13 protein-coding genes are annotated in these 16,264 nt (G+C 60.4%); 12 read left to right on the top strand and 1 reads right to left on the bottom strand.

The genetic code is table 11. The annotated features are described in order from the left end of the window. The first annotated feature begins 192 nt into the window (after positions 1–192). On the top strand, positions 193–1,092 hold the full coding sequence (locus tag AC6CIA_RS24405; protein ID WP_498315672.1) for a hypothetical protein: 900 nt from the start codon (positions 193–195) through the stop codon (positions 1,090–1,092). Positions 1,093–1,243: 151 nt separating this feature from the next. Here the strand turns inward: AC6CIA_RS24405 and AC6CIA_RS24410 are convergent, their stop codons facing one another. Continuing rightward, positions 1,244–2,164: a MurR/RpiR family transcriptional regulator gene (locus tag AC6CIA_RS24410; RefSeq protein WP_498315673.1), complete on the bottom strand. Its 921-nt coding sequence runs from the start codon at positions 2,162–2,164 to the stop codon at positions 1,244–1,246. Between the two features lie 333 nt (positions 2,165–2,497). Here AC6CIA_RS24410 and AC6CIA_RS24415 point away from each other — a divergent pair, with 333 nt between their 5' ends. The 11 genes from AC6CIA_RS24415 (at position 2,498) to AC6CIA_RS24465 (ending at position 16,104) form a co-directional block, all read left to right on the top strand. Continuing rightward, the gene (locus AC6CIA_RS24415) at positions 2,498–4,435 is read left to right on the top strand and encodes a bifunctional 5-dehydro-2-deoxygluconokinase/5-dehydro-2-deoxyphosphogluconate aldolase (RefSeq protein ID WP_498315674.1); all 1,938 of its coding nucleotides are present in this window, start codon (positions 2,498–2,500) and stop codon (positions 4,433–4,435) included. 174 nt (positions 4,436–4,609) lie between these two features. After that, positions 4,610–5,518, top strand: a complete 909-nt coding sequence (iolE, locus tag AC6CIA_RS24420) for a myo-inosose-2 dehydratase (RefSeq protein WP_498315675.1) — start codon at positions 4,610–4,612, stop codon at positions 5,516–5,518. Beyond that, positions 5,515–6,309: a 5-deoxy-glucuronate isomerase gene (iolB, locus tag AC6CIA_RS24425; RefSeq protein WP_498315676.1), complete on the top strand. Its 795-nt coding sequence runs from the start codon at positions 5,515–5,517 to the stop codon at positions 6,307–6,309. Before iolE ends, iolB begins: the two co-directional genes overlap by 4 nt. 24 nt (positions 6,310–6,333) lie before the next feature. After that, positions 6,334–7,836, top strand: a complete 1,503-nt coding sequence (locus AC6CIA_RS24430; protein ID WP_498315677.1) for a CoA-acylating methylmalonate-semialdehyde dehydrogenase — start codon at positions 6,334–6,336, stop codon at positions 7,834–7,836. A 139-nt stretch (positions 7,837–7,975) separates the two neighbouring features. Next, positions 7,976–9,907 carry a 3D-(3,5/4)-trihydroxycyclohexane-1,2-dione acylhydrolase (decyclizing) gene (iolD, locus tag AC6CIA_RS24435; RefSeq protein ID WP_498315678.1) on the top strand — a complete coding sequence of 644 codons (1,932 nt, stop codon included), beginning with the start codon at positions 7,976–7,978 and terminating at the stop codon, positions 9,905–9,907. Between the two features lie 19 nt (positions 9,908–9,926). Further along, entirely contained in the window at positions 9,927–10,937 is a 1,011-nt protein-coding gene (iolG, locus tag AC6CIA_RS24440; RefSeq protein ID WP_498315679.1) for a bifunctional inositol 2-dehydrogenase/D-chiro-inositol 1-dehydrogenase, read from the top strand. 78 nt (positions 10,938–11,015) lie between these two features. Beyond that, the gene (locus AC6CIA_RS24445) at positions 11,016–12,068 is read left to right on the top strand and encodes a Gfo/Idh/MocA family protein (protein ID WP_498315680.1); all 1,053 of its coding nucleotides are present in this window, start codon (positions 11,016–11,018) and stop codon (positions 12,066–12,068) included. A 140-nt stretch (positions 12,069–12,208) separates the two neighbouring features. Next, positions 12,209–12,394 carry a hypothetical protein gene (locus AC6CIA_RS24450; RefSeq protein WP_498315681.1) on the top strand — a complete coding sequence of 62 codons (186 nt, stop codon included), beginning with the start codon at positions 12,209–12,211 and terminating at the stop codon, positions 12,392–12,394. Between the two features lie 48 nt (positions 12,395–12,442). Next, positions 12,443–13,375, top strand: coding sequence for a sugar ABC transporter substrate-binding protein (locus AC6CIA_RS24455; protein WP_498315682.1), 933 nt, complete (start codon positions 12,443–12,445; stop codon positions 13,373–13,375). A 64-nt stretch (positions 13,376–13,439) separates the two neighbouring features. Continuing rightward, positions 13,440–14,993 (top strand): sugar ABC transporter ATP-binding protein, encoded by a 1,554-nt coding sequence (locus tag AC6CIA_RS24460; RefSeq protein WP_498315683.1) that lies wholly within the window; start codon positions 13,440–13,442, stop codon positions 14,991–14,993. Between the two features lie 58 nt (positions 14,994–15,051). Then, the gene (locus AC6CIA_RS24465; RefSeq protein WP_498315684.1) at positions 15,052–16,104 is read left to right on the top strand and encodes an ABC transporter permease; all 1,053 of its coding nucleotides are present in this window, start codon (positions 15,052–15,054) and stop codon (positions 16,102–16,104) included. Positions 16,105–16,264: the final 160 nt, after the last annotated feature.

Raw genomic sequence — 16,264 nt, forward strand, 5'->3', positions numbered from 1 at the left:
CGATGGCGACGGGAGCGTGCAGAAAACCTGCTGCCTACGGGCGAGTCTTGCAAGTTGCACGCTTGTGGAAAGTTCAAATTACTTAACTATTTGAAATGGATAGAGTTTTTATTCGGTTTCGGGTGGCACGTTGCCTGCACTGTCCCTTTTGAGACCTGTGACACTATTTTCTATCCAAGGAGCATAACAACAATGATGACGTCCTCATCCACGCTGCAAGCGTCAAGCACGCTTTCCGGGGTTTCCTGGGGAGCGATTTTTGCCGGGGCGGCGGCGGCCGCGGCGCTCTCGCTGATCCTCGTGCTGTTGGGTTTTGGCCTGGGTTTTTCGGCCGTTTCGCCGTGGGCCGACAGCGGCGTCAGTGCCAAGGGCCTGGGCATTTCGACGATCGTCTGGTTGGCGTTCACGCAGATCGTTGCAGCCGGGTTGGGCGGTTACATCGCCGGACGGTTGCGGGTCAGGTGGGCCAATCTGCATGGCGATGAAGTGTATTTCCGCGACACCGCGCATGGCTTCCTCGCGTGGGCGGTGGCTACCTTGATGACGGCCACGCTGGTGGTGGGCTCGGTGAGCAGCATCGTCAGTGGCGGCGTGCAAGCCGGCGCCAGCGTCGCATCGGGTGCCGCCAGCGGGTTGAGCCAGGCCGCCAGCGGCAATGGCGAAAACTTCGGTTATTACGTCGACAGCCTGTTCCGCGATGACCGTCCGGCCGCCACCAGCGACGATGCGGTGCATGCCGTCGCGGCGCGGATTTTTACCCGCACGCTGGAGAATGACGGTGAGCTGCTGCCGCAAGACCGTGCCTATCTGGCGCAGTTGATCAGCCAGCGCACCAACCTTACCCAGGCCGATGCCGAGCGTCGGGTCGACGAGGTTTATGCGCAGGCTCGCAAAACCGTGGAAGAGGCCAAGTTGAAGGCCAAGCAAGCGGCCGACACGGCCAGCACCGTGGCCGCCTGGACCTCGTTGTGGATGTTCGTCGCGCTGCTGTGCGGTGCGTTTTTTGCCAGCTTCGCCGCGACCTTCGGCGGTCGCCGCCGGGACACCGTGGTGTACCTGGACACCGATCCTTCGCTGCCACCTGTTCGTTAATTCAAGGAGAACGTTATGCGCTCATTACTGCTGTGGTTCCTCGGTATCCCGATCCCGATCATTATCCTGATCGCGATCTTCATGTGATCCGTCAGGCTTGACCAAGGCCGCTCTGCACTGGCAGGGCGGCCTTTTTTGTGCGCGGTCGATCTCAGTCCTCAAACCCGACCTGCTCATGAATCTCATCCACCTTCAGCTCCAACCGATACGCCACCGCGATAAATAACGCCTGGCACAGGCACAGCGTTGCACTCAACGAGCGGAACGCAAACGACGAACCCTCATTCACCAGCAACACCGCATTCGCCCGCTTGGCCAGCGGCGACAGGTTGCTGTCGGTGATGATCAGGGTTTTCGCCTGGTGATGCTGGGCAATGCGCAGGCAATGCTGGGTTTCCTTGCCGTAGGGGGTAAAGCTGATCGCGATCACCAGATCATTGGCGCGCACGCTGCGCATCTGTTCGCGGTAGCTGCCGCCCAGGCCGGACACCAGGTGGATGCGTTTATTGGTGTGTTGCAGGTTGTAGACCAGGTAATCAGCCACGGCGAAAGAGCGACGCACGCCGACCACGTAGATATTGTCGGCGTTGACCACAAGATCCACGGCTTTCTCGAAGGCCGCGTCATCCAGCTCATGCCCCAGGCGCTCGATGCCCGACAACGTCGCATGCACGCATTCACGGGCCAGGTCGCCGCCGCTGGCTTTCTGTGACTTGTTGGCGATCATGCTGCGGATGCGCTGCTGGTAGTTCTGGACCGGCGTGGTCTTGTGGGTATACGCCTCGCGAAACAGCGACTGCATCTCGCTGAAGCCACTGAAGCCAAAACGCTGGGAGAAACGCACGATGGCCGAGGGATGCACTTCGCATTCCCGGGCGATATCACTGATGCGATCGACCATGATCCGGTCGCTCTGCTGGCTCATGTAGCTGGCGATACGCTTGAGCTGGCGTGGCAGGCTTTCATACTCGTCGGTGATCAGCTGTAGCAGGCGCTCGGCGTTGATCGGGGGACTGGCGGGATCATTTTCCGGGGCCTTCTCAGGGCTGGCCTGCTGATCGGTACGGGGCATGAAAAATCCTTCTGACGTTACGGGCATAAGAGGTATCGCGTAGCAGCTGTCGAGCCTGGGCATGCACACACTATTGGAGCACTCATGGCGTACGGCGCAAGTCTACAGCGTAGGCGCAAAAAAGAACCTCGGTATCGCGGCCTGTGGCGCTGCTGAAACGGTGCACCGGTGCAGAAACACTGCTATGAAAGTTTAATGGAAAAATTATTCCATCGTAAATATTTATGGAATAAATATTGATTGGTGTCGTCGGACGTTTTAGTCTGCATCCACCAAGAGCGTCGCCGCCTTCACGACGGCCGACGCAGGCTGATAAAAATAACAGGAGCCAGCATGGGCCAGACTCGTTTTGCCAGTGGGCGTCAATTGGATCTGATTTGCCTCGGGCGCCTGGGCGTCGATCTCTATGCCCAGCAGGTGGGCGCACGATTGGAAGATGTCTCAAGCTTCGCCAAATACCTGGGCGGTTCTTCGGCGAATATTGCGTTTGGAACGGCTCGCCTGGGTCTCAAGTCAGCGATGCTGACGCGGGTCGGCGATGACCACATGGGGCGTTTTCTCGTCGAGTCCCTGGCCCGCGAAGGCTGTGATGTCAGCGGCATCAAGGTCGATCCGCAGCGCCTGACCGCGATGGTTCTGCTGGGGCTCAAGGACCGTGAAACCTTTCCGTTGGTGTTCTACCGCGAGAACTGTGCCGACATGGCGCTACGGCCCGAAGACATCAGCGAACGCTTCATCGCCTCCAGCAAAGCCCTGCTGGTCACCGGCACGCATTTCTCCACCGAGGGCGTGTATCAGGCCAGCCTCCAGGCGCTGGAATACGCCGAAAAGCACGACGTCAAACGTGTGCTGGACATCGACTATCGCCCGGTCCTCTGGGGCTTGGCCGGCAAGGCGGACGGCGAAACCCGGTTTGTTGCCGATCAGAACGTCAGTCAGCATGTGCAAGGGATCCTGGCGCGCTTTGACCTGATCGTCGGTACCGAAGAAGAATTCCTGATTGCCGGGGGCAGTGAAGACCTGCTCACGGCGCTGCGCACCGTACGGCGCCTGTCGGCAGCGACGCTGGTGGTCAAGCTGGGGCCGCAGGGGTGCACGGTGATCCACGGCGCGATTCCAGCGCGCCTGGACGACGGTGCGATCTATCCCGGGGTGCGTGTCGAAGTGCTCAATGTGCTGGGCGCCGGTGATGCGTTCATGTCAGGTTTCCTCAGCGGCTGGTTGAACGACGCCAGTGACCAGCGTTGCAGCCAATTGGCCAATGCCTGCGGCGGCCTGGTGGTCTCCCGCCACGGCTGTGCGCCGGCCATGCCGACGCTGGCGGAGCTGGATTATCTGTTCAACAGCCCGGTGCCGATCACGCGGCCGGATCAGGACGTTGTGCTGCAACGCCTGCATCAGGTCAGCGTGCCGCGCAAAAACTGGAAGCAACTGTTCGTCTTCGCCTTTGACCATCGCTGGCAGTTGCTCGAACTGGCACAAAAGGGCGGTCAGGACCCGGCGCGCATCGGCGCTATCAAACAACTGTTTATCCAGGCGGTAGAGCGCGTCGAACGCAAATTGCACGAGGCGGGCATCGAGGCGGATGTGGGCCTGCTGGCCGATCAGCGCTTCGGCCAGGATGCGCTCAACGCCGCCACCGGTCGCGGCTGGTGGGTCGCTCGCCCGGTGGAGGTGCAAGGCTCGCGACCGCTGGCGTTTGAGCAGGGTCGTTCGATTGGCAGCAACCTGATCGGCTGGCCCCAAGAGCAGATCATCAAGTGCCTGGTGCAATTTCACCCCGATGACGAACCGCTGTTGCGCCTCGAGCAGGAAGCGCAAATCAAGGGCCTGTATGAGGCGTCGCTGGTCAGCGGTCATGAACTGCTGCTGGAAATCATCCCGCCCAAGGATCATCCCTCGACCTACCCCGATGTGCTCTATCGCAGTCTCAAGCGCCTGTACAACCTGGGCATCTACCCGGCGTGGTGGAAGATCGAGGCGCAGTCCGCCGAGGCCTGGGAAAAGCTCGATGAGCTGATTCAAGCGCGTGATCCCTACTGCCGTGGCGTGGTGTTGCTGGGGCTGAATGCTTCGGCGGAATGTCTGGCGCAGGGCTTTCAGCAAGCCAGTCAGAGCCAGGTCTGTCGCGGGTTTGCCGTCGGCCGCACGATATTCCAGGAGCCGAGCCGGGCGTGGATGGCGGGTGAAATTGACGACGAGATGTTGATCCAGCAAGTGCAAGGCACCTTTGAGCAACTGATCAATGCCTGGCGCAGTTCCCGAAGCTAAATGCTGGCCTGTGTCTGGAATGCAATCAAATGTGGGAGCTGGCTTGCCTGCGATGGCATCAACGCGAGGTCACTGACAGACCGAGTCGTCTGTATCGCGAGCAAGCCCGGCTCCCACATAAAGCAGATCCAAGTGATCTCTAGTTAATCTGTAGAAACAATAAAAGGTGCAGCCATGCCCGCAATCCGTATTGGCATCAACCCGATTTCCTGGAGCAACGACGACTTGCCGGCCCTGGGCGGTGAAACGCCCTTGGGCACCGCGCTGAGCGAAGGCAAGGAAATCGGCTATGAAGGCTTTGAGCTCAACGGCAAGTTTCCCAAGGATGCCAAGGGCGTCGGCGACGTGTTGCGTCCTTACGACCTGGCGCTGGTGTCCGGCTGGTACTCCAGCCGCTTGGCCCGGCGCTCGGTGGCCGAAGAGATCGACGCCATCGCCAGCCATGTGCAACTGCTCAAGGAAAACGCCGCGACGGTGCTGGTCTACGGCGAAGTCGCCGACTCGATCCAGGGTTCACCCATTCGCCTGATCGAACGTCCGCGTTTTCATACTGAGCAGGCGTGGCAAGCCTACGCCGACAAACTCACCGAGTTGGCGCGTTTTACTCTGTCCCAAGGTGTGCGCCTGGCCTACCACCACCATATGGGCGCTTACGTCGAGTCGCCGCAGGACATCGACACACTGATGAGCCTCACCGGGCCGGAAGTCGGCCTGCTGTTTGACTCGGGCCACTGCTACATGGGCGGTGGCGAGCCCGTCGAGGTGCTGCGCAAACACTTGCAGCGTATCTGTCACGTGCATTTCAAGGACGTGCGCAAGGCGGTGGTGCAATTGGCCCGCAACCAGTTGTGGAGCTTTCCCGACTGCATCGTCAACGGCACGTTCACCGTGCCGGGTGATGGCGATATCGACTTCGCCGAGCTGCTGGATGTGCTGCTGGGGGCCGATTATCAGGGCTGGCTGGTGGTTGAAGCCGAGCAGGACCCGGCCGTGGCGCCCAGTTACATCTATGCGAAAAAAGGCTACGACACCCTGCGTTCGCTGTTGAACGACGCGCTGGCAAAAAGGAGCACGGCCCAATGAGCCTCCTGGTCAAAAGCAGCCCGCATGGGCATACCATGGTTGCGTTGCAAGAGGGGCGCCTTGCCTACGTGGGTTTTGCCGCCTACCGCCTGCGCCTGGGGGAAACCCTGCCGGTCAGCGCCGCGGACAAAGAATTGTGCCTGGTGCTGCTCAGTGGTCGAGTCAACATCGAAGGCGAGGGCTTCAACTGGCAGAACCTCGGTGATCGTCAGTCGGTGTTTGAAGATAAATCACCCTTTGCGGCCTATCTGCCACCGGGCAGTCACGCCCAGGTCACCGCCCTGAGCGATGTGCAACTCGCCGTCTGTGCTGCGCCGGGTGCTGTCGAAGCGGGTTTTGCGCCGCGGCTGATTCGTCCCGAACAGTGCAAGCGCAGCGTGCGCGGCAAAGGCGCCAATACCCGTTATGTGTGCGACATCCTGCCGGACAGCGAGCCGGCGCATTCGCTGTTGGTGGTGGAAGTGCGCACGCCGTCAGGCCATTCGTCGAGCTACCCGCCCCACAAGCACGACACCGACGATCTGCCACACCAGAGCTTTCTCGAAGAAACCTATTACCACCAGATCAATCCGCCCCAGGGCTTTGTGTTCCAGCGGGTCTACACCGACGATCGCAGTATCGATCAGGCCATGGCCGTGGAAAACAGCGACCTGGTGGTGGTGCCCAAGGGTTACCACCCGGTCAGCGTGCCCTACGGCTACGAGTCGTATTACCTGAACGTGATGGCCGGTCCCAAGCGCGCCTGGCACTTCTATAACGACCCTCGGCACAGCTGGCTGCTGGACCTATAACGAATTCGACGGAGAACAAAAACAATGAGCAACGCCCAGGTAATCGGCCATTACATCAACGGCCAGGTACAGGACCGCGCCAGCGAACGCTTCAGCACTGTATTCAACCCGGCCACCGGCGCGGTGCAGGCGCGGGTCGGCCTGGCCAGCCAGCAGACCGTCGACGAGGCCGTGGCCTCGGCCCTGCAGGCTTTCCCCGCGTGGTCCGAGCAATCGTCCCTGCGCCGCTCGCGGGTGTTGTTCAAGTTCAAGGAACTGCTCGATCAGCACCATGACGAGTTGGCCGAAATCATCAGCCGCGAACACGGCAAGGTGTTCTCCGACGCCAGGGGCGAAGTCACCCGTGGCATCGAAATCGTCGAATACGCCTGTGGCGCGCCCAACCTGCTGAAAACCGATTTCAGCGACAACATCGGCGGCGGCATCGACAACTGGAACCTGCGCCAGCCCTTGGGGGTGTGCGCAGGGATCACGCCGTTCAACTTCCCGGTAATGGTGCCGTTGTGGATGATCCCGCTGGCATTGGTCACCGGCAACTGCTTCATCCTCAAACCGTCCGAACGTGATCCGTCCGCCAGTTTGTTGATGGCCCGCCTGCTGACCCAGGCCGGATTGCCCGACGGCGTGTTCAATGTGGTCCAGGGCGATAAAAGTGCCGTGGATGGGCTGTTGCAGCACCCGGACGTGGAGGCGATTTCCTTCGTCGGGTCGACGCCGATTGCCGAGTACATCCATCAGCAGGCGACCCAGCGCGGCAAGCGTGTGCAAGCGCTGGGCGGGGCGAAGAATCATATGATCGTGATGCCCGACGCCGACCTCGACCAGGCCGCCGACGCGCTGATCGGCGCGGCCTACGGCTCGGCCGGCGAGCGTTGCATGGCGATCTCGATTGCGCTGGTGGTCGGCGATGTCGGCGACAGGCTGATCGACAAATTGCTGCCGCGCATCGACCAGCTCAAGGTCGGCAACGGTATGCACAAGGACAGCGAGATGGGCCCGCTGGTAACGGCGGAACACAAGGCCAAGGTCGAAGGGTTTATCGACGAAGGCGTGGCCCAGGGCGCGAAACTGATTGTCGACGGGCGCGGCTTCACGGTGCCGGGCGCCGAGGCGGGGTTCTTCGTCGGCGCTACGTTGTTCGATAACGTCACCCCCGACATGAGTATCTACCGGCAGGAGATATTCGGTCCGGTGCTGGGCATCGTGCGAGTGGCTGACTTCGCCAGCGCGGTGGCCCTGATCAACGCCCATGAGTTCGGCAACGGCGTGTCGTGCTTCACCAGTGACGGCGGTATCGCACGGGCCTTTGCCCGCACCATCAAGGTCGGCATGGTCGGCATCAACGTGCCTATTCCGGTGCCGATGGCCTGGCATTCGTTCGGCGGCTGGAAGCGCTCGCTGTTTGGCGACCACCACGCCTATGGCGAAGAAGGCATTCGTTTCTACAGCCGCTACAAGAGCGTGATGCAGCGCTGGCCCGACAGCATCGCCAAGGGTCCTGAATTCAGCATGCCAACAGCCAAGTAAAACGTTCGAGAGGGGGCACGATAATGAATAAGCCTATGCCCACTGAATGATCGCGCCGACCGGCGTGCCATGGGGGCGGATATCCAGCAGACGCTGAGCGCGAGCATGGCCCACCTGCAGAAAAAATAAGGGGCAAAACATGAGCACAACACGATTGACCATGGCCCAGGCCCTGGTGAAGTTTCTCGATAACCAGTACATCGAAGTCGACGGCGTGCAGAGCAAGTTCGTCGCCGGGATCTTCACGATCTTTGGGCATGGCAATGTACTGGGCGTGGGCCAGGCCCTGGAGCAGGATGCCGGTGATCTGGTGGTGCATCAGGGCCGCAACGAGCAGGGCATGGCGCACGCTGCGATTGGTTTTGCCAAGCAACACCTGCGGCGCAAGATCTACGCCTGCACCGCGTCGGTCGGTCCGGGAGCGGCGAATATGCTCACTGCGGCCGCTACGGCGACCGCCAATCGTATTCCGTTGTTGCTGTTGCCGGGCGACGTCTACGCCAGCCGCCAGCCCGATCCGGTGTTGCAACAGATCGAGCAATTCCATGACCTGAGTATCAGCACCAACGACGCGTTTCGCGCCGTGAGCAAGTATTGGGACCGTATCAACCGCCCCGAGCAGTTGATGAGCGCGGCGATCCACGCCATGCGCGTGCTCACCGATCCCGCCGACACCGGCGCCGTGACCCTGGCCTTGCCGCAGGATGTACAGGGTGAGGCCTGGGACTATCCCGACTATTTCCTGCAAAAGCGCGTGCACCGTATCGACCGGCGCCGGGCCACCGAAGCCATGCTCAGTGACGCGGTAGCGGCGTTCAAGGGCAAGCGTAAACCGCTGATTATCTGCGGCGGCGGCGTCAAGTACTCCGGTGCCAATGTGGCGCTGCAAGCTTTTGCCGAGCGTTTTGATATTCCGTTCGCCGAAACCCAGGCCGGCAAGAGCGCGGTGGTTTCCAGCCATCCGCTGAACCTTGGCGGTATCGGTGAAACCGGCTGCCTGGCGGCGAATCTGTTGGCCCCGGAGGCGGACCTGATCATTGGCATCGGTACTCGCTACACCGACTTCACCACCTCATCGAAGTCATTGTTCAAGCACCCCGAGGTGCGCTTTCTCAACCTCAATATCAGCCCGTGCGATGTGCTGAAACTCGATGCCGTGCAGGTGCTGGCGGATGCCAAGGTCGGCCTGGAGGCGTTGTCCGAAATGCTCGGTGATTACCGCTCGCAGTGGGGCGATCAGCCACGGGATGCCAAGGCTCGGCTGGACGCCGAGGTCGAGCGCATTTACCAGGTCGAATACCAGAGTGATCACTTCGTTCCGGAAATCAACGACCACATGGACCCGGCCGTCCTGCGTGAATTTATCGAAATCACCGGCTCCTGCCTGACCCAGAGCCGCGTGCTGGGCGTGCTCAATGAAACCCTGGCCGACGATGCGATTATTGTGGCCGCCGCCGGCAGCTTGCCCGGTGATTTGCAGCGCAGTTGGCGCAGCAAGGGCGTCAACACCTATCACGTCGAGTACGGTTACTCCTGCATGGGGTACGAGGTGAATGCCGCCCTGGGCGTGAAGCTGGCCGAGCCGACGCGCGAGGTCTACGCCTTGGTCGGGGATGGGTCCTACATGATGTTGCATTCGGAGTTGGTCACCTCGATTCAGGAGCGGCGCAAGATCAACGTGGTGCTGTTGGACAACATGACCTTCGGCTGCATCAACAACCTGCAGATGGAACACGGCATGGACAGCTTCGGCACCGAGTTCCGCTTCCGCAACCCTGAAAGCGGCAAGCTCGACGGCGCTTTCGTGCCGGTGGATTTCGCCATGAGTGCGGCGGCCTATGGCTGCAAGACTTACACGGTCAACACGGTTGAACAGCTACGGGCCGCGCTGACGGACGCCCGTGAGCAAGCGGTATCGACGCTGATTGATATCAAGGTCCTGCCAAAAACCATGATTCATAAATACCTGTCCTGGTGGCGGGTGGGGGTGGCACAGGTCTCCACCAGCGAACGCACCCGTGCAGTGGCAAAACAACTCAATGAACGTCTGGTCAAGGCCCGGCAGTACTAATCACAAGAGGGGTTTTTACATGTCTTTGAAGTTAGGCGTAATCGGCACGGGCGCGATCGGCCGGGACCATATCCGTCGCTGCAGCCAGACCCTGCTCAACAGCCAGGTCGTGGCGGTCACCGACATCAACCTTGAGCAGGCCGCCAAGGTGGTGGCTGATTTGCAGATCGGTGCCGAGGTCTACCCGGATGGCCATGCACTGATCAATTCGGCGCACGTCGAGGCGCTGCTGGTCACGTCCTGGGGGCCGAGCCACGAAGCGTTTGTGCTGGCCGCCATCGCTGCCGGCAAACCGGTGTTCTGTGAGAAACCGCTGGCGGTGACCGCCGACGGCTGTCGCAAGATCGTCGAGGCTGAAGTGGCCCACGGCAAGCGCCTGGTGCAGGTGGGCTTCATGCGTCCCTATGACGAAGGCTATCGGGCCTTGAAAGCGGTGATCGACAGTGGCCAGATCGGCGAACCGCTGATGTTGCACTGTGCACACCGTAACCCGAGCGTGGGCGAGAACTACACGACCGACATGGCAATCACCGATACGCTGATCCACGAACTGGATGTGTTGCGCTGGTTGCTGGCCGATGACTATGTCTCGGTGCAGGTGGTATTCCCGCGTAAATCCAGCAAGGCATTGGCGCATCTGCGCGACCCGCAGATCGTGCTGCTGGAAACCGCCAAGGGCACGCGGATTGATGTGGAAGTGTTTGTGAATTGCCAGTACGGCTACGACATCCAATGCGAAGTGGTGGGGGAGACCGGCATTGCCAGGTTGCCGGAGCCGTCCCAGGTGCAGATGCGCAGCGGCGCCAAGCTGTCCAACGCGATTCTGATGGACTGGAAGGAGCGCTTTATCGCCGCTTATGACGTCGAGTTGCAGGCGTTCATCGACGGGGTGCGTGCCGGTCAGGTGAGCGGTCCTTCGGCTTGGGACGGATTTGCTGCCGCCGTGGCGGCGGATGCCTGTATCGAAGCGCAGAACAGTGGACAGATCGTCAAGGTCGGCCTGCCGGATCGCCCGGCTTTTTACCGCTGACCATCAGCCTGCGGGTATCGATATAAAAACCAGACGCTTCGGGAGATCTTATGAAATCGATAAGGAATCAATAAACCTATGCGAATCGGACTGGTTGGATACGGCCATGGCGGTCGTTTTTTTCATGCGCCGCTGATTGCCAGCTTGCCGGGAGCGACCTTCGTTGGCGTGGTCACCCGTTCGCCGGAGCGCCGGCAACTGTTGGCGGCTGAACGCCCGGGGGTCAAGGCCTTTGATAGCATTGGCCAACTCGTCGAGGCCGGTGTGGATGCCCTGGTGATTTCCACGCCGTTGGAAGGCCGCTCGGCGCTGGTGCTGGAAGCCATTGAACGGGGTGTGGCGGTGGTCAGCGACAAGCCGTTCGCCAGTGATGCCGCCGAGGCTTTTGAATTGATTGCCGCGGCCGAGCGCCAGAAGGTGTTGCTCAGCGTCTATCAGAACCGGCGCTGGGACTCGGATTTTCTCACCCTGCGCAAACTCATCGACAGCGGCGCGTTGGGCAGCATCAGCCGTTTTGAATCGCGGGTCGAGCGCTACAGCCCGCAAACGCTGGGCAATGCCAGCGGGGGCGGGTTCCTGCGCGATCTTGGCAGCCATTTGGTGGACCAGGCCTTGCAGTTGTTCGGGCCGGTGGACAAGGTTTTCGCCCAATTGCATTTCAGCGCCGAGCATCCAGGCCTCGACCACGGTTTCTTCGCCTCGTTGACCCACGCCAACGGCGTGATCTCGCACCTGTGGGGCAGCGCGCTGCAAAACAGCCCGGGACCGCGTTTCCGGGTCAATGGCAGTGAGGGCGGCTACACCATTGACGGTCTGGACGGCCAGGAAGATGCGCTGATCGCCGGCCTGACGCCAAAAACCGAGGGTGAGCACTGGGGCGCGGAAGAGCACCGGCGCTGGGGCTGGTTTGAACAGGGTGTGGAACGGGAGCGGGTTCCTTCGGAAAAAGGCTGCTGGAATCAGTTCTACCAGCAGTTGCAAAGTGCTGTGCAAGGGCAGGGGCCGCTGCCCGTGGAGGCGCGTGACGCCCTGGCGACGACCCGTGTGCTGGACGCCGCACGGCTCAGTTCCCGACGTCAGCAAGTGGTGGAAATGGCGGCCATCGAGTTCTATAAACAAAAAATAGAATAAAATTCCAAAACAGGTTGATATAGAAAATATTTTCCAATAAAGTCTTTTCCAGGTTGCCAACAGTCGCGCCCCGATTCGCCCGCCAGGGCCTCGTCCGCGGCCTCACAAAAACAAGATCAAAAACAACCAGGTACCGTCAGATGAAAATCTTCAACGTTGTACTGCGAGTTTTACGTTCTGCCCTCTCGTATCGCCGGCCGCACCGCGCACGGCCTCTGTATTTCTCCTTGCTCAATGTCCTTTGCGTCGAAAACCAGGGCGCCCTGGTGTGCTGCATTCCGGGCGCGCCGATTGTCCGGCTGCCGGCGGCCCATTCGTCACGCTGAGCAACGCAACGTCCAAAAAACCAACAAGAAATTGGAGAATGACCGTTCATGAAGACCCCCATTCGTTTTGCCTCGCTGGCCCTGTCAATGATGCTCGCCAGCGGTGTCGCCATGGCCGATATCAAGATTGGCGTGAGCATGTCGCAGTTCGACGACACCTGGCTGACCTACCTGCGTGAAGACATGGACAAGCAAGCCAAGTCCTACCCCAAGGACGATGGCGTGCAATTGCAGTTCGAAGACGCACGCGCCGACGTGGTCAAGCAACTCAGCCAGGTCGAAAACTTTATCAGTCAGAAAGTCGACGCCATTGTGGTTAACCCGGTGGATACCGCGGCCACCGGAAAAATCACTGCGGCGGCGGTCAAGGCGGGCATCCCGCTGGTCTACGTCAACCGCCGGCCCGACCAGCAAAACCTGCCTGACGGGGTCGTCACCGTAAGCTCTGATGACGCCGAAGCCGGCAGGCTGCAAATGCAGTATCTGGCGGAAAAAATGGGCGGGAAAGGCACCATTGTCGTGCTGTTGGGCGACTTGGCGAACAACGCCACGACCAACCGCACCAAGGGTGTCAAAGAAGTGCTGGGCAACTACCCGGGCATCAAGATCGAGCAGGAACAGTCTGGCGTTTGGCTTCGCGACAAGGGGATGAACCTGGTCAACGACTGGGTGACCCAGGGCCGCAAATTCGATGCGGTGGTGTCCAACAACGATGAAATGGCGATCGGTGCCTCCATGGCCCTGAAGCAGGCCGGTATTGAAAAAGGCAGCGTGCTGATCGCCGGCGTAGATGGCACGCCAGACGGTTTGCGGGCGGTGGAGAAGGGCGAGATTGCGGTTTCGGTGTTCCAGGATGCCAGCGGCCAGGCGCAAGGCTCCGTGGACGCTGCGGTGAAGATGGCCAAGAAGCAAGCGGTCGAGAAGACCGTGTTGGTCCCGTTCCAGTTGATCACTCCAGACAACGTCAAAGACTTCAAATAGTCCTTCATAACAACAATAAACCAGCGGGGCGGCCCTGGTCGCTCCTCTGATGGAGTACCTTTCTATGCTTGCTCAAGCGAGTGCTTCGCAGCCCTCCGGTACCCAGGCCCTGGCGTTGGAAGAGCCTTACCTGCTGGAAATCGTCAACATCAGCAAAGTTTTCCCCGGTGTCGTTGCACTGGATGATGTGCAACTTCGGGTCCGTCCGGGCTCGGTCCTGGCGTTGATGGGTGAGAACGGCGCGGGCAAGTCGACCCTGATGAAGATCATTGCCGGCATTTACCAGCCGGATGCCGGTGAGATCCGCCTGCGAGGCAAACCGGTCACGTTTGACACCCCGCTGGCCGCGCTGCAGTCGGGCATCGCGATGATCCACCAGGAACTCAACCTGATGCCCCACATGAGCATTGCCGAGAACATCTGGATCGGTCGCGAACAGCTCAATGGCCTGGGGATGGTCAGTCACCGGGAGATGCACCGTTGCACCGCCGAGCTGCTGGCGCGATTGCGGATCAATCTGGACCCCGAGGAGCACGTCGGCAATCTCAGCATCGCCGAGCGGCAGATGGTCGAGATTGCCAAGGCGGTGTCCTATGACTCCGACATCTTGATCATGGACGAGCCCACTTCGGCGATCACCGACAAGGAAGTGGCCCACCTGTTTTCGATCATTGCCGACCTCAAGGCCCAGGGCAAAGGCATCATCTATATCACCCATAAGATGAATGAGGTGTTCAGTATCGCCGATGAAGTCGCGGTGTTCCGTGATGGCACCTATGTCGGTCTGCAACGGGCTGACAGCATGGACAGCGACAGCCTGATCTCGATGATGGTCGGTCGTGAGCTGAGTCAGTTGTTTCCGGTGCGCGACAAGCCGATTGGCGAGGTGCTGCTGTCGGTGCGCGACTTGCGTCTGGACGGGGTGTTCCAGGGCGTTTCGTTTGACCTGCACGCCGGGGAAATCCTCGGTATCGCCGGGCTCATGGGCTCGGGGCGCACCAATGTCGCCGAAACCATTTTTGGCATTACCCCAAGCTCTGGTGGCGAGATCCTGCTTGACGGCCAGGCGGTGCGCATCACAGACCCGCACATGGCGATCGAGAAGGGTTTCGCGCTGTTGACCGAGGACCGCAAGCTCAGTGGGCTGTTTCCCTGCCTGTCGGTCCTGGAAAACATGGAAATGGCCGTGTTGCCGCACTATTCGGGCCACGGCTTCATCCAGCAAAAAGCCCTGCGGGCGCTGTGCGAAGACATGTGCCAGAAGTTGCGGGTGAAAACGCCGTCCCTGGAACAGTGCATCGATACCTTGTCCGGCGGCAATCAGCAAAAGGCCTTGCTGGCGCGCTGGCTGATGACCCACCCGCGGCTGCTGATTCTCGATGAGCCCACCCGTGGCATCGACGTCGGCGCCAAGGCCGAGATTTACCGATTGATCTCCTTTCTGGCCAGCGAAGGCATGGCGGTGATCATGATTTCTTCGGAACTGCCGGAAGTGTTGGGCATGAGTGACCGGGTGATGGTGATGCATGAGGGCGAGCTGATGGGCACTCTGGACCGTGCCGAGGCCACCCAGGAAAAAGTCATGCAGTTGGCTTCCGGTATGACGGCGGTCCACTGACGAACAAAAAGCGCCGGCCAGCATGCGCCTGGCGTCACGGAATAAAAGGTGAGGGGTTATGAACGCGATACTGGAAAGCAAACCCGAGGAAAAGCAATCCGGGGAAAAGAAACCCGATACGGTGTCGAGCAACAGTCGTCGGCGTTTGCCCACCGAGTTGAGCATTTTCCTGGTACTGATCGGCATCGGCCTGGTGTTCGAACTGTTTGGCTGGATCGTCCGTGACCAGAGTTTCCTGATGAACTCCCAGCGCCTGGTGCTGATGATTTTGCAAGTATCGATCATTGGCCTGCTGGCGATTGGCGTGACGCAGGTCATCATCACCACCGGCATCGACCTGTCTTCGGGCTCGGTGCTCGCGTTGTCGGCGATGATCGCCGCCAGCCTGGCGCAAACCTCGGACTTTTCGCGGGCGGTCTTCCCCTCCCTGACCGACTTGCCGGTGTGGATACCGGTGATCGTCGGAGTGGGCGTGGGGCTGCTGGCGGGCGCGGTCAACGGCAGCATCATCGCCATGACCGGTATCCCGCCGTTCATTGCCACCCTGGGCATGATGGTTTCGGCCCGTGGCCTGGCCCGTTACTACACCGAAGGCCAGCCGGTGAGCATGCTGTCGGATTCCTATACGGCGATTGGCCAAGGCGCAATGCCGGTGATTATCTTCCTGGTGGTGGCGGTTATCTTTCACATCGCCCTGCGTTATACCAAATACGGCAAGTACACCTATGCCATCGGCGGCAACATGCAGGCGGCGCGCACTTCGGGGATCAACGTCAAGCGCCACCTGATCATCGTCTATAGCATCGCCGGCTTGCTGGCGGGACTCGCGGGTGTCGTGGCCTCGGCCCGTGCCGCGACCGGCCAGGCCGGGATGGGCATGTCTTATGAGCTGGACGCGATTGCTGCGGCAGTGATTGGCGGTACCAGCCTGGCAGGCGGAGTAGGGCGGATTACCGGCACCGTCATCGGTGCGCTGATTCTCGGGGTGATGGCCAGCGGATTTACGTTCGTGGGTGTGGATGCTTATATCCAGGACATCATCAAAGGCCTGATTATTGTGGTCGCGGTAGTCATCGACCAATACCGTAACAAGCGCAAACTCAAGCGCTGATACGCAGTTAGGCGCCATGAGCCGCAAACCGTGAGTATGGCGTAATGCTGTTCAGTTAAGAGTGTCCCATCCCTGTGGCGAGGGGGCTTGTCCCGTTGGGCTGCGCAGCAGCCCCAATAAAGAGAAATGCGGTGTATCAGACACTCCTCAGCGGCTGGTC

It is taken from the genome of Pseudomonas sp. GQ91 (assembly GCF_059758795.1).

Bases quoted from the DNA above. Each gene is read 5' to 3' on its own strand.
- AC6CIA_RS24405 (WP_498315672.1), top strand. From the start codon at position 193: ATGATGACGTCCTCATCCACGCTGCAAGCGTCAAGCACGCTTTCCGGG.
- AC6CIA_RS24410 (WP_498315673.1), bottom strand. From the start codon at position 2,164: ATGCCCCGTACCGATCAGCAGGCCAGCCCTGAGAAGGCCCCGGAAAAT.
- AC6CIA_RS24415 (WP_498315674.1), top strand. From the start codon at position 2,498: ATGGGCCAGACTCGTTTTGCCAGTGGGCGTCAATTGGATCTGATTTGC.
- iolE (WP_498315675.1), top strand. From the start codon at position 4,610: ATGCCCGCAATCCGTATTGGCATCAACCCGATTTCCTGGAGCAACGAC.
- iolB (WP_498315676.1), top strand. From the start codon at position 5,515: ATGAGCCTCCTGGTCAAAAGCAGCCCGCATGGGCATACCATGGTTGCG.
- AC6CIA_RS24430 (WP_498315677.1), top strand. From the start codon at position 6,334: ATGAGCAACGCCCAGGTAATCGGCCATTACATCAACGGCCAGGTACAG.
- iolD (WP_498315678.1), top strand. From the start codon at position 7,976: ATGAGCACAACACGATTGACCATGGCCCAGGCCCTGGTGAAGTTTCTC.
- iolG (WP_498315679.1), top strand. From the start codon at position 9,927: ATGTCTTTGAAGTTAGGCGTAATCGGCACGGGCGCGATCGGCCGGGAC.
- AC6CIA_RS24445 (WP_498315680.1), top strand. From the start codon at position 11,016: ATGCGAATCGGACTGGTTGGATACGGCCATGGCGGTCGTTTTTTTCAT.
- AC6CIA_RS24450 (WP_498315681.1), top strand. From the start codon at position 12,209: ATGAAAATCTTCAACGTTGTACTGCGAGTTTTACGTTCTGCCCTCTCG.
- AC6CIA_RS24455 (WP_498315682.1), top strand. From the start codon at position 12,443: ATGAAGACCCCCATTCGTTTTGCCTCGCTGGCCCTGTCAATGATGCTC.
- AC6CIA_RS24460 (WP_498315683.1), top strand. From the start codon at position 13,440: ATGCTTGCTCAAGCGAGTGCTTCGCAGCCCTCCGGTACCCAGGCCCTG.
- AC6CIA_RS24465 (WP_498315684.1), top strand. From the start codon at position 15,052: ATGAACGCGATACTGGAAAGCAAACCCGAGGAAAAGCAATCCGGGGAA.